The 24,639-nt window shown below is 60.9% G+C and carries 21 protein-coding genes; 15 read left to right on the top strand and 6 right to left on the bottom strand.

The features are described 5' to 3' along the window. Positions 1 to 31: 31 nt before the first annotated feature. From INF73_RS11820 to INF73_RS11830, 3 genes are read left to right on the top strand one after another with little or no spacing between them, the layout of a single operon-like run. Positions 32 to 1,576: a peptide MFS transporter gene (locus INF73_RS11820; protein WP_045630992.1), complete on the top strand. Its 1,545-nt coding sequence runs from the start codon at positions 32 to 34 to the stop codon at positions 1,574 to 1,576. 58 nt (positions 1,577 to 1,634) lie between these two features. Next, entirely contained in the window at positions 1,635 to 2,669 is a 1,035-nt protein-coding gene (locus INF73_RS11825) for an oxidoreductase (protein WP_193540765.1), read from the top strand. Positions 2,670 to 2,716: 47 nt separating this feature from the next. Next, a complete protein-coding gene (locus tag INF73_RS11830) occupies positions 2,717 to 2,938 on the top strand; it encodes a zinc ribbon domain-containing protein (RefSeq protein WP_028014054.1) in 222 nt (73 codons plus the stop codon). Here INF73_RS11830 and INF73_RS11835 read toward each other — a convergent pair. From INF73_RS11835 to xseA, 3 genes are read right to left on the bottom strand one after another with little or no spacing between them, the layout of a single operon-like run. Next, entirely contained in the window at positions 2,935 to 3,285 is a 351-nt protein-coding gene (locus tag INF73_RS11835; protein WP_028014053.1) for a protealysin inhibitor emfourin, read from the bottom strand. The genes INF73_RS11830 and INF73_RS11835 overlap by 4 nt on opposite strands. Then, positions 3,286 to 4,305, bottom strand: coding sequence for a M4 family metallopeptidase (locus tag INF73_RS11840; RefSeq protein ID WP_193540763.1), 1,020 nt, complete (start codon positions 4,303 to 4,305; stop codon positions 3,286 to 3,288). 58 nt (positions 4,306 to 4,363) lie between these two features. Further along, on the bottom strand, positions 4,364 to 5,737 hold the full coding sequence (xseA, locus tag INF73_RS11845) for an exodeoxyribonuclease VII large subunit (RefSeq protein WP_193540761.1): 1,374 nt from the start codon (positions 5,735 to 5,737) through the stop codon (positions 4,364 to 4,366). Between the two features lie 158 nt (positions 5,738 to 5,895). Here xseA and guaB point away from each other — a divergent pair, with 158 nt between their 5' ends. Both guaB and guaA read left to right on the top strand, forming a co-directional pair. Further along, entirely contained in the window at positions 5,896 to 7,362 is a 1,467-nt protein-coding gene (gene guaB / locus INF73_RS11850; protein ID WP_014884799.1) for an IMP dehydrogenase, read from the top strand. 66 nt (positions 7,363 to 7,428) lie between these two features. Continuing rightward, positions 7,429 to 9,006: a glutamine-hydrolyzing GMP synthase gene (gene guaA / locus INF73_RS11855; protein WP_003860599.1), complete on the top strand. Its 1,578-nt coding sequence runs from the start codon at positions 7,429 to 7,431 to the stop codon at positions 9,004 to 9,006. Between the two features lie 56 nt (positions 9,007 to 9,062). Here guaA and INF73_RS11860 read toward each other — a convergent pair whose 3' ends face one another. After that, positions 9,063 to 9,893 (bottom strand): MurR/RpiR family transcriptional regulator, encoded by an 831-nt coding sequence (locus INF73_RS11860; protein WP_008502123.1) that lies wholly within the window; start codon positions 9,891 to 9,893, stop codon positions 9,063 to 9,065. 292 nt (positions 9,894 to 10,185) lie between these two features. Between INF73_RS11860 and INF73_RS11865 the strand changes: the two genes are divergently transcribed. From INF73_RS11865 to iolB, 10 genes are all read left to right on the top strand, one after another. Beyond that, on the top strand, positions 10,186 to 11,691 hold the full coding sequence (locus tag INF73_RS11865) for a CoA-acylating methylmalonate-semialdehyde dehydrogenase (protein ID WP_045260198.1): 1,506 nt from the start codon (positions 10,186 to 10,188) through the stop codon (positions 11,689 to 11,691). 11 nt (positions 11,692 to 11,702) lie between these two features. Beyond that, complete coding sequence (iolD, locus tag INF73_RS11870; RefSeq protein ID WP_193540759.1) at positions 11,703 to 13,628, top strand: 3D-(3,5/4)-trihydroxycyclohexane-1,2-dione acylhydrolase (decyclizing); 1,926 nt, start codon at positions 11,703 to 11,705, stop codon at positions 13,626 to 13,628. A 300-nt stretch (positions 13,629 to 13,928) separates the two neighbouring features. Further along, a complete protein-coding gene (iolG, locus tag INF73_RS11875) occupies positions 13,929 to 14,915 on the top strand; it encodes an inositol 2-dehydrogenase (protein ID WP_126327192.1) in 987 nt (328 codons plus the stop codon). Positions 14,916 to 14,946: 31 nt separating this feature from the next. Beyond that, the gene (locus INF73_RS11880) at positions 14,947 to 15,876 is read left to right on the top strand and encodes a sugar ABC transporter substrate-binding protein (RefSeq protein WP_041908742.1); all 930 of its coding nucleotides are present in this window, start codon (positions 14,947 to 14,949) and stop codon (positions 15,874 to 15,876) included. Between the two features lie 48 nt (positions 15,877 to 15,924). After that, positions 15,925 to 17,472, top strand: a complete 1,548-nt coding sequence (locus INF73_RS11885; protein ID WP_028014046.1) for a sugar ABC transporter ATP-binding protein — start codon at positions 15,925 to 15,927, stop codon at positions 17,470 to 17,472. Between the two features lie 11 nt (positions 17,473 to 17,483). After that, entirely contained in the window at positions 17,484 to 18,512 is a 1,029-nt protein-coding gene (locus tag INF73_RS11890; protein ID WP_028014045.1) for an ABC transporter permease, read from the top strand. Positions 18,513 to 18,520: 8 nt separating this feature from the next. Then, on the top strand, positions 18,521 to 19,654 hold the full coding sequence (locus INF73_RS11895; RefSeq protein ID WP_193540757.1) for a Gfo/Idh/MocA family protein: 1,134 nt from the start codon (positions 18,521 to 18,523) through the stop codon (positions 19,652 to 19,654). Between the two features lie 12 nt (positions 19,655 to 19,666). Next, positions 19,667 to 21,571, top strand: a complete 1,905-nt coding sequence (iolC, locus tag INF73_RS11900; RefSeq protein ID WP_182035058.1) for a 5-dehydro-2-deoxygluconokinase — start codon at positions 19,667 to 19,669, stop codon at positions 21,569 to 21,571. A gap of 11 nt (positions 21,572 to 21,582) precedes the next feature. Beyond that, on the top strand, positions 21,583 to 22,473 hold the full coding sequence (iolE, locus tag INF73_RS11905) for a myo-inosose-2 dehydratase (protein ID WP_028014042.1): 891 nt from the start codon (positions 21,583 to 21,585) through the stop codon (positions 22,471 to 22,473). Between the two features lie 9 nt (positions 22,474 to 22,482). After that, positions 22,483 to 23,307, top strand: a complete 825-nt coding sequence (gene iolB, locus INF73_RS11910; protein ID WP_193540755.1) for a 5-deoxy-glucuronate isomerase — start codon at positions 22,483 to 22,485, stop codon at positions 23,305 to 23,307. 89 nt (positions 23,308 to 23,396) lie between these two features. On the opposite strand, the gene INF73_RS11915 is transcribed toward iolB, so the two are convergent. Further along, positions 23,397 to 24,140 carry an alpha/beta fold hydrolase gene (locus INF73_RS11915; protein WP_193540753.1) on the bottom strand — a complete coding sequence of 248 codons (744 nt, stop codon included), beginning with the start codon at positions 24,138 to 24,140 and terminating at the stop codon, positions 23,397 to 23,399. A gap of 11 nt (positions 24,141 to 24,151) precedes the next feature. Further along, a complete protein-coding gene (locus INF73_RS11920; protein WP_047368080.1) occupies positions 24,152 to 24,619 on the bottom strand; it encodes a DUF6130 family protein in 468 nt (155 codons plus the stop codon). Positions 24,620 to 24,639: the final 20 nt, after the last annotated feature.

A 24,639-nucleotide genomic window follows, 5' to 3' on the forward strand; every position in this document is an offset into this window, starting at 1 on the left:
ACAAGCACGACACATACCTTTCGGGAGAATTATGCAATCCTCTGTTAATCACAAAGAGAGCCGAACCTTCTTCGGCCATCCTTATCCGCTCGGTTCGCTGTTCTTTACCGAGATGTGGGAGCGTTTCTCGTTCTACGGCATTCGCCCGCTGCTGATCCTGTTTATGGCCGCCACCGTCTATGACGGCGGGATGGGGCTGGCGCGCGAAAACGCCTCGGCGATTGTCGGTATTTTTGCCGGTACCATGTACCTGGCCGCGCTGCCGGGCGGCTGGCTGGCGGATAACTGGCTCGGCCAGCAGAGAGCCGTCTGGTACGGTTCGATTCTGATCGCGCTCGGCCACCTGTCGATTGCGCTGTCGGCTATCATGGGCAACAACCTGTTCTTTATCGGCCTGATGTTCATCGTGCTCGGCTCTGGCCTGTTCAAAACCTGTATCTCGGTGATGGTCGGCACCCTGTATAAAAAAGGCGATGCACGTCGTGACGGCGGTTTCTCGCTGTTCTACATGGGCATTAATATGGGCTCGTTCATCGCCCCGCTGATTTCCGGCTGGCTGATAAAAACCCACGGCTGGCACTGGGGCTTTGGTATTGGCGGCATCGGGATGCTGGTGGCGCTGATTATCTTCCGCGTATTTGCGGTTCCGGCGATGAAGCGCTACGACAGCGAAGTCGGTCTGGACTCGACATGGAACAGCCCGGTGGTGAAGCGCAACGGCGTGGGCGTCTGGCTGCTGGCGCTGGCGGCAGGCGTGGCAACGCTCGTGACGCTGATCGCGCAGGGCGTGATTGTCATTAACCCGGTCGCGGTAGCCAGCGTGCTGGTCTACGTAATTGCGGCGTCCGTTGCCCTCTACTTCATCTACCTGTTCATCTTCGCGGGCCTGAACCGCAAAGAGCGCGCCAGGCTGCTGGTCTGCTTTATTCTGCTGGTCTCCGCTGCGTTCTTCTGGTCCGCGTTTGAGCAGAAGCCAACCTCGTTCAACCTGTTTGCCAACGACTACACTAACCGCATGATCGGTGATTTTGAAATTCCTGCGGTATGGTTCCAGTCGATCAACGCCCTGTTCATCATCCTGCTGGCCCCGGTGTTCAGCTGGGCATGGCCAAAGCTCGCGAGCATGAACATTCGCCCGAGCAGCATCACCAAGTTTGTTATCGGTATTCTGTGTGCGGCAGCGGGCTTTGGCCTGATGATGCTGGCGGCACAGAACGTGCTGAGCAACGGCGGGGCGGGCGTGTCGCCGTTCTGGCTGGTGGGCAGTATCTTAATGCTGACGCTCGGTGAGCTGTGCCTGAGCCCGATCGGTCTGGCGACCATGACCCTGCTGGCGCCGGAGAGAATGCGCGGCCAGATGATGGGGTTGTGGTTCTGCGCCAGCGCGCTAGGTAACCTGGCGGCGGGCCTGATTGGCGGTCACGTGAAGGCCGACCAGCTGGATATGCTGCCGGATCTCTTCGCGCGCTGCTCCATCGCGCTGCTGATTTGTGCCGCAGTGCTGATCGTCCTCATTGTTCCGGTGCGCCGCATGCTGGAAAATGCACAAACTAAACCGGCAGCTAGCGCCTCATAAACCTCAGTGTGCCGGGGCAGGCGTTATGCCCCGGCACTGTACTTCCTGAGGTGAAACCATGCGGTTAGGATTTGTTGGTCTTGGTGCGGTAGTGGAAACAGCCTATCTGCCCGCACTACGTAATCTGTTCGATGGCGCTGTTCGTTGTTTCGGCTTTGATGTTCTCCCCGCAAAGCACCCTGAAGGCGTTACGCGCTGCGCCTCGCTTGCGGCGCTTTTAGCCACCCCGCTGGATACCCTTTTTATTACCACCGCATCGCTGCACCACCTTGAAGTGCTTGAGCTGGCGATTGCCTCGCCGGTTCCGCGGATTGTGATTGAAAAACCGATTGTCGCCACGCTTCCTCAAATCGAAAAACTTAACACGCTGCTGGCAACGCCCGGCGTGGCGTCCCGCGTGCTGGCGCTCGACCACTGGATGGCGCGCATCGAAACGGTGAAGCGGTCGCTGGTCGGCCATGTATCTGACATTGCCAGAATCGAAGGTTTTTTGCAGGAGCCGAGCGGATACAACGCCGCAGGGGAACCCATCGCGCTCAATTTCGCGACCGGAGAACCGGATACCAGAACGCTTCGCCACCCGGACGGCGTGATTCTGGATATCGGAACGCACGTGCTGGCGATGCTGCGTGAAACGTTGCGCTATCTGGGCGGTCAGGACGATATGACGCTGCAGATGGTAACGGCTAAAGACCGCCTGGGCCACGATATCGCAAAGGGTGACCAGACCACCGCGGAAGGCGAGGCGCACTTGCAGGGAACCATCAGCGGCGTGCCGGTGGGCATCTGGCTTAATAAATACGCGGGACCCGCGGGCGGGCAAAAGGGCCTGCGTCTCTATTTACGTGACGGCCGCATTATCAACTACGACCGACGCGGCGCGGAAGATGTGCTGGAGCTAGTTAAAGGTAAGACTATTCAGCGCTGGCATATCCCCGGCACGATTTACGAACGCTGTCTTGCCGGTCATATTCTTGGCGCAAACAGTCTGTTTGAGCGCGATCCGCAGGAGGTGAGCCGCACAACGCGCCGCAGGATCGATGAGGTGGCGCTGCTGCTGACCTTGCAGCAACAGTTGCGTGGCCCGCACTGAAGACGTGGTAAAATTATCGCAGACCTGAACGCCCTGAAGGAGACACCATGACCATTACCTGCCCGGATTGCCAGGCACAGCTTGAACCCCTGAACGGAGCGGCGCACTGCGACAGCTGTAATAAAGATATTGCGCTCGAAGCCCGCTGCCCGGAGTGCCATCAGCCACTCCAGGTCTTAAAGGCCTGCGGGGCGGTGGACTATTTCTGCCAGAACGGCCACGGCTTAATTTCTAAAAAGCGCGTGGAGTTTGTTCCGGCCGAAGATTAATCGCACACGCAGTCTTCGCCTTTTTTCCACAGCTCGACCAGCGACTCGGGCGCTTCCTGCTCGGGTACCAGCACGATGATATCGGCGTAGTGCGCCTGATTTTGGCCGGTCCAGATAATCTGGATGCGGAAATAGCGCTGGTCCCCGCTGCCGGGTGACGACGTCTGACCCGGCGGCTGACCGCGCGGAAAGGCCTGCTCCAGGATGCTCACCAGGCGCTGGCGCTGGGCCTCATTGAGCGAGGAGAGCGCGATGGTACGCTGGCCGCTCAGTTTAGGAATAAAAGCGACGCCGCCTTCCCGGGCCAGCTCAACCACGGCGTCATCCGTCAGTTCCGGAACCTGCATTTACAGCACTCCCACCTGTTCCCAGGCCTGTTTTATCGCCGCCCCGACGTCGCTACCGGAGCGTTTCTCTCCGTGCGCTATCGTCAGTTTTGCGAAGGCATCAAAATCCGCATCCTGCGCCAGATTGCGATCGCAAACCGTGTCGTACCAGGCATAACCGGCTTTTTCCCAGGCGTAACCGCCGATCGCCGTCGCGGCCAGGTAAAACGCCCGGTTGGGGATGCCGGAGTTAAGATGGACGCCGCCGTTATCCTCGCGCGTTTTGATGAAATCTTTCATGTGCGCGGGCTGCGGGTCTTTGCCGAGCAGGGGATCGTCGTAGGCGGTGCCGGGTTCAGACATGGAGCGCAGCCCTTTGCCGTTAATGCCCGCGGCCAGCAGCCCTTCACCAATCAACCAGTCTGCTTTATCGGCGGTTTGCTTGAGATGGTACTGTTTCACCAGCGAACCAAACACGTCTGACAGGGACTCATTCAGCGCGCCCGACTGTTCAAAATAGATTAGCCCGGCTTCGGTCTCGGTGACGCCGTGGCTCAGCTCGTGCGCCACCACGTCGATGGCAATCGTAAAGCGGTTAAAGATCTCCCCGTCGCCGTCGCCAAACACCATCTGCTGACCGTTCCAGAAGGCGTTCTGATATTCCCGGCCATAGTGAACGGTGCCGGTCAAAATCAGCCCCTTATTATCGAGCGAATCGCGCTGATATTCTTTCCAGAAGAAATCATGGGTGATACCCAAATAATCGTACGCCTCGTCCACGGCCACATCGCCATTCGACGGCTGGCCCTCGTAACGCGCCTGGGTACCCGGCAGCTCCTGGGTCTGTTTCGCATCGTAGATATCGCGCTCAAGCTGACCGGCTTTATTCACGTGCGGCGCGGCGGGTTTGCCCGGCATATGCGCCATCAGCGTCTGGACGTGGGTTAAGGTCTGACGGGCATAGCGCTGCTGCGGTTCGGAACCGCTTTCGATAATACGACGAAGAATATAAGGGGGAATAACGCTACGAAGATGGGACATGCTGCTCTCCTTATTAAAAAAGGGAATAGCAGCAGTATAGTAAGTAACCGGCGAAGAATTATCCGGTTTTGCGCTGACGCGTCTTTTTCACCGGTTTAATTGATTTCACTTCGCTTTCCACCCAGCCGTCAGACAGGCGGGTGGTAAGAACGTCACCGGTGTTCACCTGTTTGGTTTGCTTCAGCACTTTGCCGTCCGCTGCCGTCGTTACGCTATAGCCGCGCGCCAGCGTGGAGAGGGGGCTGACGGCTTCCAGATGGGTCACCGCGTTGCCAAAACGCTCACGTGTGGTGCTCAGGCGCGCCCGGAGAGTCTCTGCCAGACGATATTCCAGATGCTGAATGCGCGTTTGCGCACGATAGATTTTCGGCTGCGGATTCTGCTGGTTCAGGCGCTGGGTCACACGCTGCTGGCGCGTCACCGCGCGCTTAAGCTGATTATCAAGCGCAAAGTTCATGCGCTGACGCAGGCGTTCCAGCACGGTCTGCTGACGCGCCAGACGAAGCTGCGGGTGCTGCTGCTGAAGACGGTGATGAAGCTGGGTAAAGCGGCGGGTACGGTTGGCAAGGAAGTAGTCTATCGCCATCTCAAGACGCTGCTGGCCGTTCTGAAGCTGACGCAGCAGCTCCAGCTGGTTACGGCTCACCACTTCCGCCGCCGCGGACGGCGTAGGCGCACGCAGATCCGCAACAAAATCCGCGATTGTTACGTCCGTTTCATGCCCGACGGCGCTCACCACGGGGATCTCGCTTGCAAAGATTGCCCGCGCCACGCGCTCGTCGTTAAAGCTCCACAGGTCTTCCAGCGAGCCGCCGCCGCGCCCGACGATCAACACGTCACACTCCTTACGCGCATTTGCCAGTTCAATGGCGCGTACAATCTGGCCTGGCGCATCGTCACCCTGAACGGCGGTCGGGTAGATAATGACGGGCAGGGAAGGATCGCGACGCTTCAGTACGTGCAAAATGTCGTGCAGGGCGGCACCGGTTTTCGAGGTGATGACACCCACGCAGTGGGCAGGCGAGGGCAGCGGCTTTTTGAACTGTTGGTCGAAAAGTCCCTCTTCAGAGAGCTTCGCCTTTAACTGTTCATACTTTTGCTGCAGCAGGCCTTCGCCCGCGGGCTGCATGCTCTCAACGATGATTTGATAATCGCCGCGCGGCTCATACAGGGTGATATTGGCGCGAACCAGAACCTGCTGGCCGTGCTGCGGACGGAACGTCACGCGACGGTTGCTGTTGCGGAACATCGCACAACGCACCTGGGCGGTGTCGTCTTTTAAGGTAAAGTACCAGTGTCCGGAAGACGGCTGCGTGAAGTTTGAGATTTCACCGCTGATCCAGACCTGCCCCATTTCCTGCTCAAGCAGCAAACGCACCGTCTGATTAAGGCGGCTGACGGTATAAATTGAGGGGGATTGAGAGGATAACATGTGAGCGGGATCAAATTCTAAATCAGCAAGTTATTCAGTCGATAGTAACCTGCTGAGAGGCATTCGCAAGCATTTTTTCAAAAAAGTGTAGATGCAATCGGTTACGCTCTGTATAATGCCACGGCAATATTTAACCACCCAGGTCAGAGATATTGCCCATGCTACGTATCGCTAAAGAAGCACTGACGTTTGACGACGTCCTCCTCGTTCCCGCTCATTCCACCGTTCTGCCGAATACTGCCGACCTCAGCACGCAGTTGACGAAAACCATTCGTCTGAACATTCCTATGCTCTCCGCGGCAATGGACACCGTGACTGAAGCGCGCCTGGCTATCGCCCTGGCACAGGAAGGCGGCATTGGCTTTATCCACAAAAACATGTCTATCGAGCGTCAGGCGGAAGAAGTTCGCCGCGTGAAGAAGCATGAGTCCGGCATCGTGTCCGACCCTCAGACCGTTCTGCCAACCACTACCCTGCACGAAGTGAAAGCCCTGACCGAACGTAACGGCTTTGCCGGCTACCCGGTAGTGACCGAAGACAATGAACTGGTGGGCATCATCACCGGTCGTGACGTGCGCTTTGTGACTGACCTGAACCAGCCTGTCAGCGTCTACATGACGCCAAAAGAGCGTCTGGTGACCGTCCGCGAAGGCGAAACTCGCGACGTGGTGCTGGCGAAAATGCACGAAAAACGCGTTGAGAAAGCGCTGGTTGTGGATGCGAACTTCCACCTGCGCGGCATGATCACCGTTAAAGATTTCCAGAAAGCAGAACGTAAACCGAACGCCTGTAAAGACGAGCATGGCCGTCTGCGCGTCGGCGCTGCCGTAGGCGCAGGTGCAGGTAACGAAGAGCGCGTTGACGCGCTGGTGGCGGCGGGCGTTGACGTCCTGCTGATTGACTCCTCTCACGGCCACTCCGAAGGCGTGCTGCAGCGTATTCGCGACACCCGTGCAAAATACCCTGACCTGCAGATCATCGGCGGCAACGTGGCGACGGGCGCAGGCGCTCGCGCGCTGGCTGACGCCGGCTGCAGCGCGGTGAAAGTGGGTATCGGCCCTGGCTCCATCTGTACCACCCGTATCGTGACCGGCGTGGGCGTTCCGCAGATTACCGCGGTTTCTGACGCGGTTGAAGCGCTGGAAGGCACCGGTATTCCGGTTATCGCTGACGGCGGTATCCGCTTCTCTGGCGACATCGCTAAAGCCATCGCCGCGGGCGCTGCTGCCGTAATGGTAGGCTCCATGCTCGCTGGTACCGAAGAATCCCCGGGCGAAATCGAACTCTACCAGGGCCGTTCTTACAAATCTTACCGTGGGATGGGCTCCCTGGGCGCGATGTCCAAAGGTTCCTCTGACCGTTACTTCCAGACCGATAACGCTGCTGACAAACTGGTACCGGAAGGTATCGAAGGCCGCGTGGCCTATAAAGGCCGTCTGAAAGAGATCATTCACCAGCAGATGGGCGGCCTGCGTTCCTGTATGGGTCTGACCGGCTGTGGTACCATTGACCTGCTGCGTACCAAAGCGGAATTCGTACGCATCAGCGGTGCGGGTATCCAGGAGAGCCACGTTCACGACGTGACGATCACCAAAGAGTCCCCGAACTACCGTCTGGGCTCCTGATAAGTTTCCGCGCCCGGCTTCTGCCGGGCGCTTTGTTTTGTTTCACTTGCCTCGGAATTAGCGTCAATGACGGAAAACATTCATAAACATCGCATTCTCATCCTGGACTTCGGTTCTCAGTACACTCAGCTGGTCGCGCGCCGCGTGCGTGAACTGGGCGTTTACTGTGAGCTGTGGGCGTGGGATGTCACGGAAGCACAGATTCGCGAATTCAATCCAAGCGGCATCATCCTGTCCGGCGGCCCGGAAAGCACCACCGAAGAGAACAGCCCGCGCGCGCCGCAGTACGTGTTCGAAGCGGGCGTGCCGGTATTCGGCGTCTGCTACGGCATGCAGACCATGGCGATGCAGCTGGGCGGCCATGTAGAAGGCTCTAACGAGCGTGAGTTCGGCTACGCGCAGGTTGAAGTTGTCACCGACAGCGCGCTGGTGCGCGGTATCGAAGACTCCCTGACCGCAGACGGCAAGCCGCTGCTGGACGTGTGGATGAGCCACGGCGACAAGGTTACCGCCATCCCGTCCGACTTCGTGACCGTTGCCAGCACCGAAAGCTGCCCGTTCGCCATCATGGCGAACGAAGAAAAACGCTTCTACGGCGTGCAGTTCCACCCGGAAGTGACCCACACCCGTCAGGGTATGCGCATGCTGGAGCGCTTCGTGCGTGACATCTGCCAGTGTGAAGCCCTGTGGACCCCGGCAAAAATCATCGACGACGCCGTTGAGCGTATCCGCCAGCAGGTTGGCGATGACAAAGTAATCCTCGGCCTCTCCGGCGGCGTGGACTCCTCCGTCACCGCGATGCTGCTGCACCGCGCCATCGGCAAAAACCTGACCTGCGTCTTCGTGGACAACGGTCTGCTGCGTCTGAACGAAGCGAAGCAGGTCATGGACATGTTCGGCGACCACTTCGGTCTGAACATCGTTCACGTGGAAGGCGAGCAGCGCTTCCTGGACGCGCTGAAAGGCGAGAACGATCCGGAAGCGAAACGTAAGATCATCGGCCGCGTCTTCGTCGAAGTGTTCGATGAAGAAGCGCTGAAGCTGGAAGACGTGAAGTGGCTGGCGCAGGGTACCATCTACCCGGACGTGATCGAGTCTGCGGCTTCCGCAACCGGTAAAGCGCACGTCATCAAATCTCACCACAACGTGGGCGGCCTGCCGAAAGAGATGAAGATGGGGCTGGTTGAGCCGCTGCGCGAGCTGTTCAAAGACGAAGTGCGTAAGATCGGTCTGGAACTGGGTCTGCCGTACGACATGCTCTACCGTCACCCGTTCCCGGGGCCGGGTCTGGGCGTGCGCGTGCTGGGTGAAGTGAAGAAAGAGTACTGCGACCTGCTGCGTCGCGCGGACGCGATCTTCATCGAAGAGCTGCACAAAGCTGACCTGTACAACAAAGTGAGCCAGGCGTTCACCGTGTTCCTGCCGGTTCGCTCCGTCGGCGTCATGGGCGATGGCCGTAAGTACGACTGGGTTGTCTCCCTGCGTGCGGTGGAAACCATCGACTTCATGACCGCGCACTGGGCGCACCTGCCGTATGACTTCTTAGGCCGCGTGTCTAACAGAATAATCAACGAAGTCAATGGGATATCGCGAGTCGTATATGACATCAGCGGTAAGCCACCGGCTACGATTGAATGGGAATGATTTCCCTATGAATTAACACCCAAACCCTCTGCCTGCGCAGGGGGTTTTTTATTGCCTTATTTCCCTTCACCCAACCGATACGCCAGCGCCACCACCAGCGACTGCACCAGGCACAGCGTTGCCGACTGAGACCGGAACGCATCCACCTGTGCCTCCTTCACCACAAAGCAGAGATCGCTGAACGTTGCCAGGGGGCTTATCTGACTGTCCGTAATCACGATCTGCCGGGCGCCGACGCTGGCGGCGGTTTCGCTGACCATCACCGTCTCTTCCGCGTACGGCGAGAAGCTGATCGACACCACGATGTCGCGCGCCTTAATGCGGCTGATCTGCTCGCGCAGCATCCCGCCCATGCCGTCGAGCAGGATAGGGCGGCACTCCAGGTGGCTCAGGGCGTAGGTGAGGTAGGCAGCGACGCTAAACGAGCGGCGCAGTCCGGCGATGTAGATAGTGTCGGCGTCGGCCAGCAGCTGTACCGCGCGCTCCAGCATTTCCGGCTCGGCGCGGGCGGCCAGCTGCTGCAGCGCCTGCGCGTTCGAGCGGGCGAACTCCTGCAGAATATCGAGAGGCGTTTCCGGCACGGCCTCGCTCTCCATTTCGCGGAACAGCCGCGCGCGGTCGCTGTAGCTGGCAGTCTCCTCCACCAGGTTCATGCGAAACAGCTGTTTCATTTCGTTGAAACCGGTGAAGTCAAAGGCGTTGGCAAAGCGGATCAGCGTCGAAGGCGGCACGTCGGCTCGCTCGGCAATGACGGCAACCGTATCAAAGGCCACGCTGTTGGTGTTATCCAGCACGTAGCGGGAGACCTGCTGCAGCCTCTTGCTCAGGCTATCGTAGCGATCGCGGATTTGCTGCTGCAGTTCGTTCAGGCTGGTTGCTGTCGTCATGTTATCCCCCAAATACAGTCTGATGATTCTAAACGCAAAACCGCGTCTTTTAAATGTCGGCCATCCATCTGGCAGCAAAAATGAAACAGAAGCTTCAGTCATTTCCTCGCCCGAAATCCCTTAATAGCGCACGCAGCGTCAGTGTTGCTGGCTGTTAACATAAAAATCCATCCTTGATCACAATAATCATCATTTATTTTATTTCAACTTAAAATGGAATATTTGTTTCATATATAGTGTCCAGTACACAGCGTTCAGGTAACAGTCACGTATCAACAGCGAGAGGTTAAGGATGGAGACGGTAGCGAATTTTATTCACGGCGAATGTGTCACCGGTTCAGGCCAGCGCGTTCAGGCGATCTTCAACCCGGCCACCGGCGAGCAGATCCGCCAGGTGGTGATGAGTACGGCGCAGGAAACGGAGCAGGCGATTGCCGCCGCGCATCAGGCGTTTCCCGCGTGGGCGCGCCAGGCTCCGCTTAAGCGCGCGCGCGTGATGTTCCGCTTCAAGGCGCTGCTGGAAGAGAACATGACGCGCCTGGCCCGCATCATCAGCGAAGAGCACGGCAAGGTCTTCTCCGACGCGGTGGGCGAACTGACCCGCGGTCTGGAAGTGGTGGAATTTGCCTGCGGTATCCCGCATCTGCAAAAGGGTGAACACTCTGCGAACGTCGGTACCGGCGTCGACAGCCACTCCCTGATGCAGCCGCTCGGCGTCTGCGCCGGGATCACGCCGTTTAACTTCCCGGCGATGGTGCCGATGTGGATGTTTCCCATTGCGCTGGCGACCGGGAATACCTTCGTGCTGAAGCCGTCGGAAAAAGACCCTTCTCTCGCGCTCGCGCTGGCGCAGCTGCTAAAAGAGGCAGGCTTGCCGGACGGCGTCTTCAACGTGGTGCAGGGGGATAAAGAGTCCGTTGACGTGCTCCTGACCGACCCGCGCGTACAGGCGGTGAGCTTTGTCGGCTCCACGCCGATTGCCGAATACATTTACCAGACCGCCTCCGCCCACGGTAAGCGCTGTCAGGCGCTGGGCGGCGCGAAAAACCACTGCATTTTAATGCCGGATGCCGACATGGAGATGGCGACCAACGCCATCATGGGCGCGGCCTACGGCGCGGCGGGGGAACGCTGCATGGCGCTTTCAGTGGTACTGGCGGTGGGGGATAAAACCGCCGATGACCTCTGCACCCGGCTGGAAAAACAGATTGAAGCGCTGCGCGTCGGGCCGGGGCTGGACCAGACACCGGAAAACGAAATGGGGCCGCTTATCTCCTCCGCGCACCGCAGCAAGGTGCTGGGCTATATCGACAGCGGGGAAGCGCAGGGGGCGAAACTGCGCGTGGACGGGCGCGGCTTCAGCGTGAAGGGCCACGAGCAGGGCTACTTCGTCGGGCCGACGCTGTTTGATAACGTCACACCGGAGATGACCATCTATAAAGAAGAGATTTTTGGCCCGGTGCTTTCTGTGGTGCGGGTAGCAGATTACGCCAGCGCGGTGGACCTCATTAACCGCCATGAATATGGTAATGGCTCGGCGATCTTCACCCGTGACGGCGGCTGCGCGCGCCGCTTCTGCGAAGAGGTGCAGGCGGGCATGGTGGGGGTCAACGTGCCGATCCCGGTGCCGATGGCATTCCACAGTTTCGGTGGCTGGAAGCGTTCCATCTTTGGCGCGCTCAACGTGCACGGCAACGACGGCGTGCGTTTCTACACCCGAATGAAAACCATCACCGCGCGCTGGCCGGAAATGCAGCAGGAGACAGGCGCTGCGTTCTCCATGCCGACGCTGGGCTGACAGGAGGCATTATGCAAACCGAACGTATGACCATGGCCCAGGCGCTGGTCCGGTTCCTGAATCAACAGTACGTCAGCGTTGACGGCAACGAAACGCCCTTCGTGGAGGGCGTGGCGACGATCTTTGGGCACGGCAACGTGCTGGGTATTGGCCAGGCGCTGGAGCAGGATCCCGGTCATCTGAAAATCATGCAGGGGTGCAACGAGCAGGGCATTGCCCACATGGCGACGGGCTTCGCCAAACAGCACCGCCGCCAGCGCATTTTTGCCGTCACCTCCTCGGTCGGGCCGGGCGCCGCCAATATGGTCACGGCGGCGGCCACCGCCACGGCGAACCGCATCCCGCTTTTACTGCTGCCGGGCGATATCTACGCCAGCCGCCAGCCGGACCCGGTGCTGCAGCAGATTGAGCAGTATCACGATCTCAGCATCAGCACCAACGACTGCTTCCGTCCGGTTTCCCGCTACTGGGACCGCATCAACCGCCCCGAGCAGCTCATGAGCGCCATGCTAAGCGCGATGCGAACGCTTACTGACCCCGCAGATACCGGAGCGGTGACCCTCTGTCTGCCGCAGGACGTGCAAGGGGAAGCGTGGGACTACCCGCTAAGCTTCTTCGCGCGTCGGGTGCACCACATCGAACGCCGTCCGCCCGATCCGCAGCGACTGGCGCAGGCGCGGACGCTGATCGCCCGCAAGCGCCGTCCGCTGGTGGTGTGCGGCGGCGGCGTGCGTTACTCCGGCGCGCATGAGGCGTTTCGCGAATTTGTCGAGACGCTGCAGCTGCCGTTTGCCGAAACGCAGGCCGGGAAGGGGGCGCTGGTAAGTGACCACCCACTTAACCTCGGCGGCGTAGGAGTGACGGGCGGAATGGCCGCCAACCAGCTCGCGCCACAGGCTGACTTAGTGATTGGCGTCGGCACGCGCCTGACCGACTTTACCACCGGCTCCAAGGCGCTCTTTTCCCACCCGGACGTCGAATTCCTGCTGCTGAACGTGGCCGAGTTTGACGCCCTGAAGCTGGACGCCACCGCGCTGATTGCCGATGCCCAAACCGGGCTGCAGGCCTTAACCCACGCGCTCGGCGATTACCGCAGCGGCTGGGGAGAGGCGATCGCCCAGGCTAAATCCGCGTGGCGCGATGAGTGCCGCCGCTTGTGGGATCGCCAGTGGCATCCGGACGACGCGCCCGAAGTGGCGGGGCATCTGGACGCGCAGCTGACGGAATACGGCGAGACGCTCAACACCCGCCTGACCCAGACGCGGGTGCTGGGGCTGATCAATCAGCATGTGGAAGATAACGCCATCGTGGTGGGCGCGGCCGGTTCGCTGCCGGGAGATTTACAGCGCCTCTGGCAGGTCAAAACGCCGGACAGCTATCACCTGGAGTACGGATACTCCTGCATGGGCTACGAGATTGCGGCGGCCATCGGCGCGAAGCTCGCCCGCCCCGGGCAGCCGGTTTACGCCATGGTGGGGGATGGCTCCTACATGATGCTGCACTCCGAGCTGCAAACCGCGGTGCAGGAGGGCATTAAGGTCACCGTTCTGCTGTTTGATAACGCCAGCTTCGGCTGCATTAACAACCTGCAGATGGGTCACGGAATGGGCAGCTTTGGCACGGAAAATCGCCATCGCAACCCGGAAACCGGGCGGCTTGACGGGCCGCTGGTGAAGGTCGACTTTGCGCAAAACGCGGAAAGCTACGGTTGCTGCGCGTGGCGGGTGAACGACGAGCAGAGCCTGCTGGCGGCGCTTGAGGCGTCACGCGCCCATCCGGGCCCGACGCTGCTGGACATCAAGGTATTGCCGAAGACCATGACCCATGACTACGCCTCGTGGTGGCGAACCGGTGACGCGCAGGTGGCAGAGTCGTCTGCCGTGCGTGAGGCCGCGGAGCAAACGCAGGCGCAGGTGAAAAAAGCCCGTCAGTATTGAGTTTTACTGTCTTAACGAAATTTTCATTTCATTTTCCCCTCACCCTAACCCTCTCCCAAAAGTGGAGAGGGGATGGGTTGGTGCACTCTTTTCTCCCTCGCTCCTTTGGGGAGAGGGCCGGGGTGAGGGGTGAGCAGTACCTTCTTTCATGTTGTGAGATTGATAACAAAAATTATCTCATACATCTCAAAAGTGTTAACCCGCACTCAAAAACATAATTTTCACTATTTATAAAAATGAAATAAATGTTTTATTTATAGGGTCGTTAGTTCACAGCATTCACCAACACCGGGAGCCGTTATGTTTAACATTGCTTTACTGGGCGCTGGCCGAATTGGCCAGGTACATGCAGCTAACATCGCCAGCCACGGCGCGACCACGCTCTGGTCCGTGGTTGACCCGAATCAGGAATTTGCCACCCGTCTCGCCGCACACTATCAGGCCCGCCAGCAGAGCGTGGATGAGGCGATGACCGACCCTAACGTTCACGCCGTGCTGATCGCCTCCGCCACCGACACCCACGCGGATCTGATTGAAATGGCCGCCCGCCACGGCAAGGCTATCTTCTGCGAAAAGCCGGTACACCTCGACCTCGCCCGCGTACGCGACTGCCTGAAAGTGGTTAAAGAGTACGACGTGCCGCTGTTCATCGGCTTTAACCGCCGCTTTGACCCACAGTTCCGCCGCGTGAAAACCGATGCCCAGGCCGGGCGCATCGGCAAGCCGGAATCGTTGCTGATCATCTCCCGCGACCCGTCTCCGCCGCCCGCCGAGTACGTGCGCGTCTCCGGCGGCATGTTCCGCGATATGACCATTCACGACTTCGACATGGCCCGTTTCATCATGGGCGAAGAGCCGGTGTCGGTGTATGCCCAGGGCAGTAACCTGGTGGATCCGGCGATTGGCGAGGCGGGGGATATCGATACCGCGTTTATCGTTCTGAAATATGCCTCCGGCGCGATGGCGACCATCGTCAACAGCCGCCGCTCCTCTTACGGCTACGACCAGCGCCTGGAGCTGCACGGCTCCGAAGGGCTGCTGTGCGCCGGCAATATTCTGGAAAACCAGGTGCAGCACTACGGCAAACAGGGCTGCACCAGCGCGCTGCCGGAACACTTCTTCCTGCAGCGCTACAAATCCGCTTACGCCGCGGAATGGGAACACTTTGTTGCGGTCCTGCGCGGCGAAGCGGTGCCTGACTGCAGCGGCGATGATGGTGAACGTGCGCTGTACCTCGCGGATAAAGCGCTGGAGTCGCTGCGTAGCCAGCGCGAGATCGTCCTCTAAACACAACAACCCTACACAGAGAGACATAATAATGAAAAAACTGATCTTAGCCGCCCTCATCGCAATGACGTCCGGGGCCGCCCTCGCCGAAAACGAGCAGATTGTTTTCAGTACGCCAAACCTGGCCATGCCGTTTGAGGTTCACATGCAGCGTACGGCGGTGAAAGCCGCGAAAGAGATGGGCGTGAAGCTTCAGGTACTGGACGGGCAGGGCAGTTCACCCAAGCAGGTGGCTGACCTGGAAAACGCCATCACCCGCGGGGCGCAGGGCTTTATCGTCTCCCCGAACGACGTGAACGCGGTCTCCAGCGCGGTGGATGAAATTCAGGATGCAAAACTGCCGGTGGTCACCCTTGACCGCTCCGTCGACAGCCAGAAAAAAGTGCCCCACTTTGGCGCCAACAACTACAAAGGCGGCCAGGCGATTGGCGACTTCGTCAAAACCAAATTCCCCGACGGGGCAGAGATCATCCTGCTCACCGGCCAGCCGGGTTCCTCTTCCAATATTGAACGCACCAAAGGGATCCGCGACAGCCTGAAGGCGGGCGGGGATAAGTACAAGATCGTCGCCGATCAGACCGGCAACTGGATGCGTTCTGAAGGGATGCGCATCGTCGAAAGTGTTCTGCCTTCGCTACCGAAACGCCCGCAGGTGATCCTCTCCGCCAACGACGATATGGCGCTGGGCGCGATTGAAGCCCTGCAGAGCCAGGGCGTGAAGCCGGGTGAAATCCTCGTGACCGGTTTTGATGCGGTGCCGGAAGCGCTGGCCCGCGTGCGCGACGGCTGGCTGGCGGTCACGGCGGATCAGCGTCCCGGCTTTGCGGTGCAGACGGCGATGAGCCAGCTGGTGGCCAACGTGCGCGAGAAGAAAGCCATCACCGGGGCCGACTACCCGCCAACGCTGATCACCAAAGAGAACCTGCAGCAGGCTGAGCGTATCGGTGAGGCCGGTAACTGATATGTCCCGAGCCGCCTCTGGCGGCTCAACATGAGGAGGAGCAGACCGATGTCGCAACCCTTACTGAAAGTGACCGACCTGGCAAAAAGCTTTTCCGGCGTCTGGGCGCTAAGCAGCGCCCAGCTGACCGTCGGCGCGGGGGAGATCCACGCCCTGCTGGGGGAAAACGGGGCGGGTAAATCCACGCTGCTGAAGGCGCTTGCGGGCGCGCAGCCGCAAACCCGCGGGGATATCTGGTTCAACGGCGAAATGCTGCCGGTGGACGACTCTCCGGTGGAACGGCAGAACAAGGGCATTATCACCATCTATCAGGAATTCAACCTGCTGCCCAACATGACCGTCGCGGAAAACATGTTTCTCGGGCGCGAGCCGCGTAAACGGAACCTGATTGTCGACGAAAGGGCGGTAAACCAGGAGGCGCAGGTCATTCTCGATTACCTGCAGCTAAATGTTGCGCCGACCACGCCGGTCGCCCGTCTGAGCGTTGCCCAGCAGCAGATGGTGGAGATAGCCCGGGCGCTGACCCTCAACGCTCGCCTGATCATCATGGACGAACCTTCCGCCGCGCTGAGCGATAGCGAGGTGGAAAGCCTGCACCGCGTGGTGCGGGAGCTTAAAAACCGCGGCGTGAGCATTATTTACGTTACCCACCGCCTGCACGAAGTTTTCCAGCTCTGCGATCGCTTCACCGTATTTCAGGACGGCCGCTTCACCGGTACCGGCGCGGTGGCGGAGACCAACGTCGAACAGCTGATCCGCCTGATGGTCGGGCGCGACGTGGCCTTTAACCGTCGCCCCGCCAGCGAAACCCATCATCAAGACAAACCCGTCCGCCTGGCGGTGAAGGGGCTGAGCCGCGAAAAGCCGCCGCTGGATCCGCACGGCATCGCCCTGCACGACATCAGCTTCCACGTCCACGCTGGGGAAGTTCTGGGCATTGCCGGGCTGGTGGGCGCGGGACGCACCGAGGTGGCCCGCTGCCTGTTTGGCGCAGACGCCTTTACCTCAGGGAGCTTTGAGCTGGACGGCGTGCCATACCAGCCGCGCGACCCGCTGTATGCCCTCGACCAGGGCGTGGCGCTGGTGCCCGAAGACCGTAAAAAAGAGGGGGCGGTGCTGGGACTGTCGATTCGCGACAACCTGTCGCTCTCGTGCCTCTCCTCGCTGCTGCAGTGGCGCTGGTTTGTGAACACCCGCAAAGAGGACGATCTGATTGAGTCCTATCGCCAGGCCCTGCAGATCAAAATGGTCAACAGCGCGCAGGAGGTGCGCAAGCTCTCCGGCGGTAACCAGCAGAAGGTGATCCTCGCGCGCTGCATGGCGCTCAACCCGCGGGTGCTGATCGTTGATGAGCCGACGCGCGGCATCGACGTGGGGACCAAATCGGAAGTGCACCAGGTGCTGTTTGACATGGCGAAAAAGGGCGTGGCGGTGATCGTGATCTCCTCCGATCTGCCTGAAGTGATGGCGGTGTCTGACCGGATCATCACCCTCAGCGAAGGCCGGGTGACCGGCGAGATCCACGGTGACGACGCTAACGAAGAACGGCTGATGACGATGATGGCCATCAACCACAACGCCCTGAACGCGGCATAACGGAGTTTCTCATGACGCAGATGATTTCTAAAACGCAGGCCCCGGTCAAACGCGCCGGACGCATCGATCCCATCGCCTTTTTCGAGCGCTTCGGGGTGCTGATTTTCATGATCCTGCTGCTGATCTTCTTCCAGTCGCAGAACAGCAACTTTTTCTCTGAACGCAATATTTTCAACATCCTGACCGAAGTCTCCATCTACGGGATCATGGCCGTGGGGATGACCTTCGTCATTCTGACCGCCGGGATCGACCTCTCCGTGGGCTCCATTCTGGCGGTGTGCGCCATGACCGCGGCGTACGTCATTAAGGGCGATAACTTCACCACCGTCGACCCGAACGCCTGGGGCGGCATGAGCTGGCTGATCGGGCTGGGGATTTGTCTGGCGATGGGCACAGCGATTGGCTTCCTGCACGGTCTGGGCGTCACCCGCCTGCGCCTGCCGCCGTTTATCGTCACCCTCGGCGGGATGACCATCTGGCGCGGCCTGACGCTGGTGATCAACGACGGCGCACCGATCGCCGGTTTCGACCCCGGCTACCGCTGGTGGGGACGCGGCGAGCTGCTCGGCATCTCCATTCCGATCTGGATCTTCGCCATCGTCGCCGTCGGCGGCTATCTGGCGCTGCATAAAACCCGCTGGGGCCGCTTCGTCTACGCCATCGGCGGCAACCCGGAGGCGGCGCGCCTGGCGGGGGTTAACGTCAAGCGCGTGCTCGTCAGCGTCTACGTGCTGATCGGCTGTCTGGCCGGGCTGGCGGGCTTCATCCTGAGCGCGCGTCTGGGGAGCGCCGAGGCGGTGGCCGGGATCTCCTTTGAGCTGCGCGTCATCGCCTCGGTGGTGATCGGCGGTACCTCGCTGATGGGCGGCTACGGGCGCATCGGCGGCACCATTATCGGCTCCATCATTATGGGCATTCTGATTAACGGCCTGGTGCTGATGAACGTCTCGGCTTACTACCAGCAGATTATCACCGGGTTAATTATCGTTCTGGCGGTGGCGTTTGATACCTACGCCAAGAGCCGTCGCGGCGCACTGTGAGGATCGTGATGAAAGAGGTTCGTATTGGATTGATTGGCACCGGGTATATCGGCAAGGCGCACGCTATCGCCTATGCCCAGGCCCCGACGGTGTTCAACCTTCGCGGCAGGCTGGTGCGCGAGATGGTGGCGGAAGTCACGCCGGAGCTGGCGGCAGAGCGCGCCCGGGCGTTTGGCTTTAACCGTTCAACGGGAGACTGGCGGGCGCTGGTGGCCGACCCGGCCATTGACGTGGTGGATATTTGCTCACCTAACCACCTGCATAAAGAGATGGCGCTGGAGGCGATCCGCCACGGCAAGCACGTCTACTCGGAGAAGCCTCTGGCGCTCAACGCCCACGAAGCGCGCGAGATGGTCGACGCCGCGAAGCGGGCCGGGGTGAAAACGCTGGTGGGGTTCAACTACATGAAGAACCCGACGGCGCAGCTGGCGAAGGAGATTATCGCCCGCGGCGAGATTGGCGATGTGATCCACTTCTACGGCACCCACAACGAAGACTACATGGCCGACCCGCTGTCGCCCATCCACTGGCACTGCTTTAAAGAGACCGCCGGGCTGGGCGCGCTGGGCGATCTCGCGGCGCATATCGTCAATATGGCTCAGTACCTGGTGGGCGATATCGAGCAGGTCTGCGGCGATCTGAAGATCGTGGTCCCGGCGCGCCCGGCGAAGGCCGGATCGTCAGAGATGATTGCGGTGGAAAACGAGGATCAGGCCCACGCGATGGTGCGCTTCGCGGGCGGGGCGCAGGGTGTCATTGAAACCTCCCGCGTCGCCTGCGGCCGCAAGATGGGACTCTCGTACGTGATCACCGGGACGAAGGGCGCCATCAGCTTCACCCAGGAGCGCATGGCGGAGCTAAAGCTCTATCTGCATGACGATCCGGTGAACCGTCAGGGGTTCCGCACGCTGCTCGTCGGCCCGGCGCACCCGGACTACGCCGCGTTCTGCATGGGCGCAGGCCACGGAATTGGCTTTAACGATCAAAAAACGGTGGAGGTGCGCGACCTGGTGGACGGGATTGCCGCCGACGCGCCGATGTGGCCGGACTTCGAAGAGGGCTGGAAGGTGTCGCGCGTGCTGGACGCGATTGCGCTTTCGCACCGGGAAGGCCGCTGGCTGAACGTGAACGACATTGTCTGATGAGGTATCAACGTGGAAAAGCAGTTTGATGTGATATGCATGGGCCGCGTGGCGGTAGACCTCTATAGTCAGCAGATTGGTGCCCGCCTGGAGGACGTGTCGAGCTTCGCCAAATACCTTGGCGGATCCTCCGGCAACGTGGCGTACGGCACCGCGCGCCAGGGCTTGCGCTCGTCGATGCTGGCGCGCGTCGGCGATGAACATATGGGCCGCTTCCTGCGCGAAGAGCTCAACCAGGTAGGCTGCGATACCAGCCATCTGATTACCGATAAAGAGCGCCTCACGGCGCTGGTGCTGCTCGGCATTAAAGACCGGGACACCTTTCCTCTGATTTTTTACCGCGATAACTGCGCGGATATGGCGATTACCGCCAGCGATGTGGACGAAAGCTACATTGCCTCCGCACGTTGTCTTGCCATCACCGGGACCCACCTTTCTCATCCGCAGACCCGCGAGGCGGTGCTGACGGCGCTGGGCTATGCCCGCCGTCACGGCGTGCGCACGGTGCTGGACATCGACTACCGTCCGGTGCTGTGGGGGCTCACCTCCTTAGGCGACGGCGAAACGCGCTTTATCGCCGCCGACCAGGTCACCCGCGAGCTGCAGGAGGTACTGCACCTCTTCGACGTCATTGTCGGCACCGAAGAGGAGTTCCACATTGCGGGCGGCAGCACGGATACCCTGCAGGCGCTGGGGCAGGTGCGCGCCGTCAGTGAAGCAACGCTGGTCTGCAAGCGCGGCGCGCTGGGCTGCTCGGTCTATACCGACGCCATTCCGTCCCGGCTGGACGACGGCCTGACGGTGACCGGCGTGCGCGTGGAGGTGCTGAACGTTCTCGGGGCGGGGGACGCGTTTATGTCCGGCCTGCTGCGCGGCTATCTGAACGACGAGGGCTGGGAGCAGGCGTGCCGCTACGCCAATGCCTGCGGCGCGCTGGTGGTCTCGCGCCACGGCTGCGCCCCGGCGATGCCGAGCAAAATCGAGCTGGATGACTATCTCTCCCGCGCTGCGGTTGTGCCGCGCCCGGATCTTGACCCGCGTCTTAACCATCTCCACCGGGTGACCACCCGCCGCCGCGAATGGCCGGAGCTGTGCGTGATGGCCTTCGATCACCGCAGCCAGCTTGAGGATATGGCGATGCAGTGCGGCGCGTCGCTTAAGCGCATTCCGGCGCTGAAGCAGCTGATCCTGCAGGCCAGCCGCGAGGCGGCGAGCCGCGCCGGGCTTGAGGGCAAAGCCGGCCTGCTGTGCGACGGCACCTTTGGTCAGGACGCGCTGAACGCGATCACCGGGGAAGGGTGGTGGATTGGTCGCCCCATTGAGCTGCCGGGCTCCCGCCCGCTGGAGATGGAGCACGGCAATATCGGCACCCAGCTTATCAGCTGGCCGCAGGAGCACGTGGTGAAGTGCCTGGTCTTCTTCCACCCGGAAGACGCCCACGGCCTGCGTCTGGAGCAGGAGCAGAAAATCGCTGAGGTGTACCACGCCTGCTGCCGGTCCGGGCACGAGCTGCTGCTGGAGGTGATCCTGCCCGCCAGCATGCCGCGCAGCGACGAGCTCTACCTGCGCGCTATCTCCCGCTTCTACAACCTGGGCATTTACCCGGACTGGTGGAAGCTGCCGCCGCTTTCCGCCGACGGCTGGACGGCGCTCGGCGAGATTATCGAACGCCGGGACCCGCACTGCCGCGGGGTGGTGATCCTCGGTCTGGACGCGCCGGCGGAACAGCTGCGCGCGGGCTTCAAGGCCGCAGCGGGGCAGCCGCTGGTTAAAGGCTTCGCCGTGGGGCGCACGCTGTTTGGCGACGCCTCCCGCGCGTGGCTGAAGCACGATATTGACGATGCGCAACTGGTGGCGCGCATCCGGGACAACTACCTGCAGCTTATCGCCTGGTGGCGCGAGCGCGGACACGCATAATGGAGATAACAATGAGTGTGCAATTAGGCATTAACCCGCTGACGTGGACGAACGACGATCTGCCTTCCCTCGGCGCGGAAACCTCGCTGGAGACCTGCCTGAGCGAAGGGAAAGAGGCCGGTTTTGCTGGCTTTGAGCTGGGCAACAAATTCCCGCGTGAAGCGCGCCTGCTTGGCCCGATTTTGCAGCGCCACGACCTGCAGCTGGTCTCCGGCTGGTACTCCGGCCGCCTGCTGGAGCGCAGCGTAGAGGCGGAGATCGCCGCCGTGCAGCCGCACCTGACGCTGCTGCGCGAGCTGGGGGCGAAGGTGCTGGTCTTTGCGGAAGTGAGCGGCTGCATTCACGGCGAGCAGCAGACCCCGGTGCATCTGCGTCCGCGCTTCCCTCAGGCGCGCTGGAAGGAGTACGGCGAGAAGCTCACCGAATTTGCCCGCTACACGCAGCAGCAGGGAGTCCAGATTGCTTACCATCATCACATGGGTACGGTGATTGAGTCCGCCGACGACGTGGACAACCTGATGACCCACACCGGAGAGGCGGTAGGACTGCTGCTGGACACCGGTCACCTGACCTTTGCCGGGGCCGATCCGCTGGCGGTGGCGCAGCGCTGGGCGTCGCGCATCAACCACGTTCACTGCAAAGACGTGCGCGCCGACGTGCTGGCGGACGTGAAAAACCGCAAAACCAGTTTCCTCGATGCGGTGCTGAGCGGCGTGTTTACCGTGCCGGGCGATGGCTGCGTCGATTACCCGCCGATCATGAGTCTGCTGAAGGCGCAGGACTATCGCGGCTGGCTGGTGGTGGAGGCCGAGCAGGATCCGGCGATTGCCCATCCGCTGACCTACGCTCGTCTGGGGTATAACAACCTGAGCCGCCTGGCGCGCGACGCCGGGCTTATTTGAGGAGGTGACATGTCACGTCTGTTATCACGCTGGCAGCAGCCGAACGCGGAGGGGCGCACTCAGTCCGTCACCCCGGAACGCGCAGGGTGGGGGTACGTCGGGTTTGAGGCGTATGAGCTGCAGGAGGGGCAGACGCTGACGCTGCCCGCCGTCAGGGAAGAACGCTGCCTGGTGCTGGTCGCCGGGCGCGCCTCTATCACCACTCCTTCCGCGCAGTTTAACGATATCGGCGAGCGGATGAGCCCCTTCGAGCGCATCAAACCGTGGGCAGTGTACGTTACCCCGCAGGAGACGGTGCAGGTGAAGGCGCTGACGGCGCTGGAGCTGGCGGTCTGCGCCGCGCCGGGCAAGAGCTCGTACCCGACGCGGCTGATTGCCCCGCAGGATATCGACGCTGAAGCGCGCGGCAAGGGGCACAACCAGCGCTACGTGCACAACATTCTGCCGGAAGACAAGCCCGCCGACAGCCTGCTGGTGGTGGAGGTCTGGACTAACGAGGGCTGTACCAGCTCGTACCCGAGCCACAAGCATGACACGGATAACCCGCCGCAGGAGACCTACCTGGAGGAGACCTACTATCATCGCCTCAACCCGGAGCAGGGGTTCTGCATGCAGCGCGTCTACACCGACGACAGAACGCTGGATGAGTGTATGGCGGTCTACAACCGTGACGTGGTGATGGTGCCGAAGGGGTATCATCCGGTGGCGACGATAGCGGGGTATGACAGCTACTACCTCAACGTGATGGCCGGTCCGGTGCGCAAATGGATGTTCACCTGGGAAGAGGACCACGCGTGGATTAATCGCGATTATCCCGCAGAGAGGGGGGGCTGAGACGGCCTTTCTTGTCGGGAGGCGCTGCGCTTACCCGGCCTACGAAATCGTAGGTTCGTGCAAGCGTAGCGCCGCCGGGCGAATTGTCCTCAGTGCGTCCGCCTCGCCTGCTCAATCGTCCGGGCGATGGCCTCCGGCTGACTCACCATCGCCACGTGGCTCGCGGCCACCTCGGTGGTTTTCGCATGTATCGCCTTCGCCATCGCACGTTCCAGGTCGGGGTTGATCATCCGGTCATGCTTGCTGACCACAAACCAGCTCGGTTTATCATGCCACGCCGCGTGAGTCACCTTTTCACCAAACGCATCGGCTTTGATCGGCCCCTGCGTGGCTGCGATAGCGTTTTGTTCACCCGGCTTCACGTCAGGCGCGAAGTCCTTCCTGACGGCTTCTGTCGGCAGGTATAAATAGCCGTCCGCCGTTTTAGCGATGCCCGCGCTACCCGGCGGCGGAGGGAAGCTACCTGCCCGATCCGCCGTCGACTGGCCGGAATCCGGCGCGAACGCCGCCACATACACCAGCGATTTTACCCGTGCATCGTTGCCCGCCTCGCTAATAACGGTGCCGCCCCAGGAGTGGCCTACCAGCACCACCTCGCCGTGCGCCCGGGCGATGGCCCGTTTTGTGGCGGCAACATCATCATTAAGCGAGGTGAGCGGGAGCTGGACGGCAATGACCTCTGCGTGTTGTTTCTGCAGAAGGGTTATCACCTTATTCCAGCTGCTCCCGTCGGCAAACGCGCCGTGCACCAGCACGACGCTGGTTTTATTTTCCGCGAAGGCGCTGGCAGAAAGCGCCAGCAGGCCCGCCGTCAGTACAGACAGTGCTTTCATGTTCAGACTCCTTAAAAATGGTGGATCGCCGCGTGGGGCGGGACGGTGAATTCAATGGTTTTGTGGTCGAGCGGCTTGTGCGTCGGGTCAGCCAGGATGATCGTTACCTTGTGCTTGCCGGCGGGCAGCCCCACCAGGATCACCGGCTCGCCGCTGGCGTCAGCCCAGTGCCACGGCGCACCGTCCACCACCACGTGAATGTGCCCGATGCGCGGGGTCACCTTGAGTGCCTCGGGGCCGAATACCGGCTCGATGCGCAGGTTTTCGGCCCGGTACTGAATAAACACCGCGCCTTTGCTCAGCGGCCCGGCAAGCGGCGGATCGACGATCAGTTTTGCAGGCGGTTGCGGCTGCGCCAGCGGGGCAACGGCGGCGGGGCCGTTAACGTCCGCGGCGCTCAGGTTGTCCAGCGGCGTGGCCTGGGCATGTGTTACAGAGGCCAGGACGAGCAGGGGTAAAATTGCGTAACGACGAATCATGGTTCTCTCCTCATCAGTTC

The organism is Enterobacter cloacae complex sp. P6RS (genome assembly GCF_014982245.1).
Classification (GTDB): Bacteria; Pseudomonadota; Gammaproteobacteria; order Enterobacterales; family Enterobacteriaceae; genus Enterobacter; species Enterobacter bugandensis.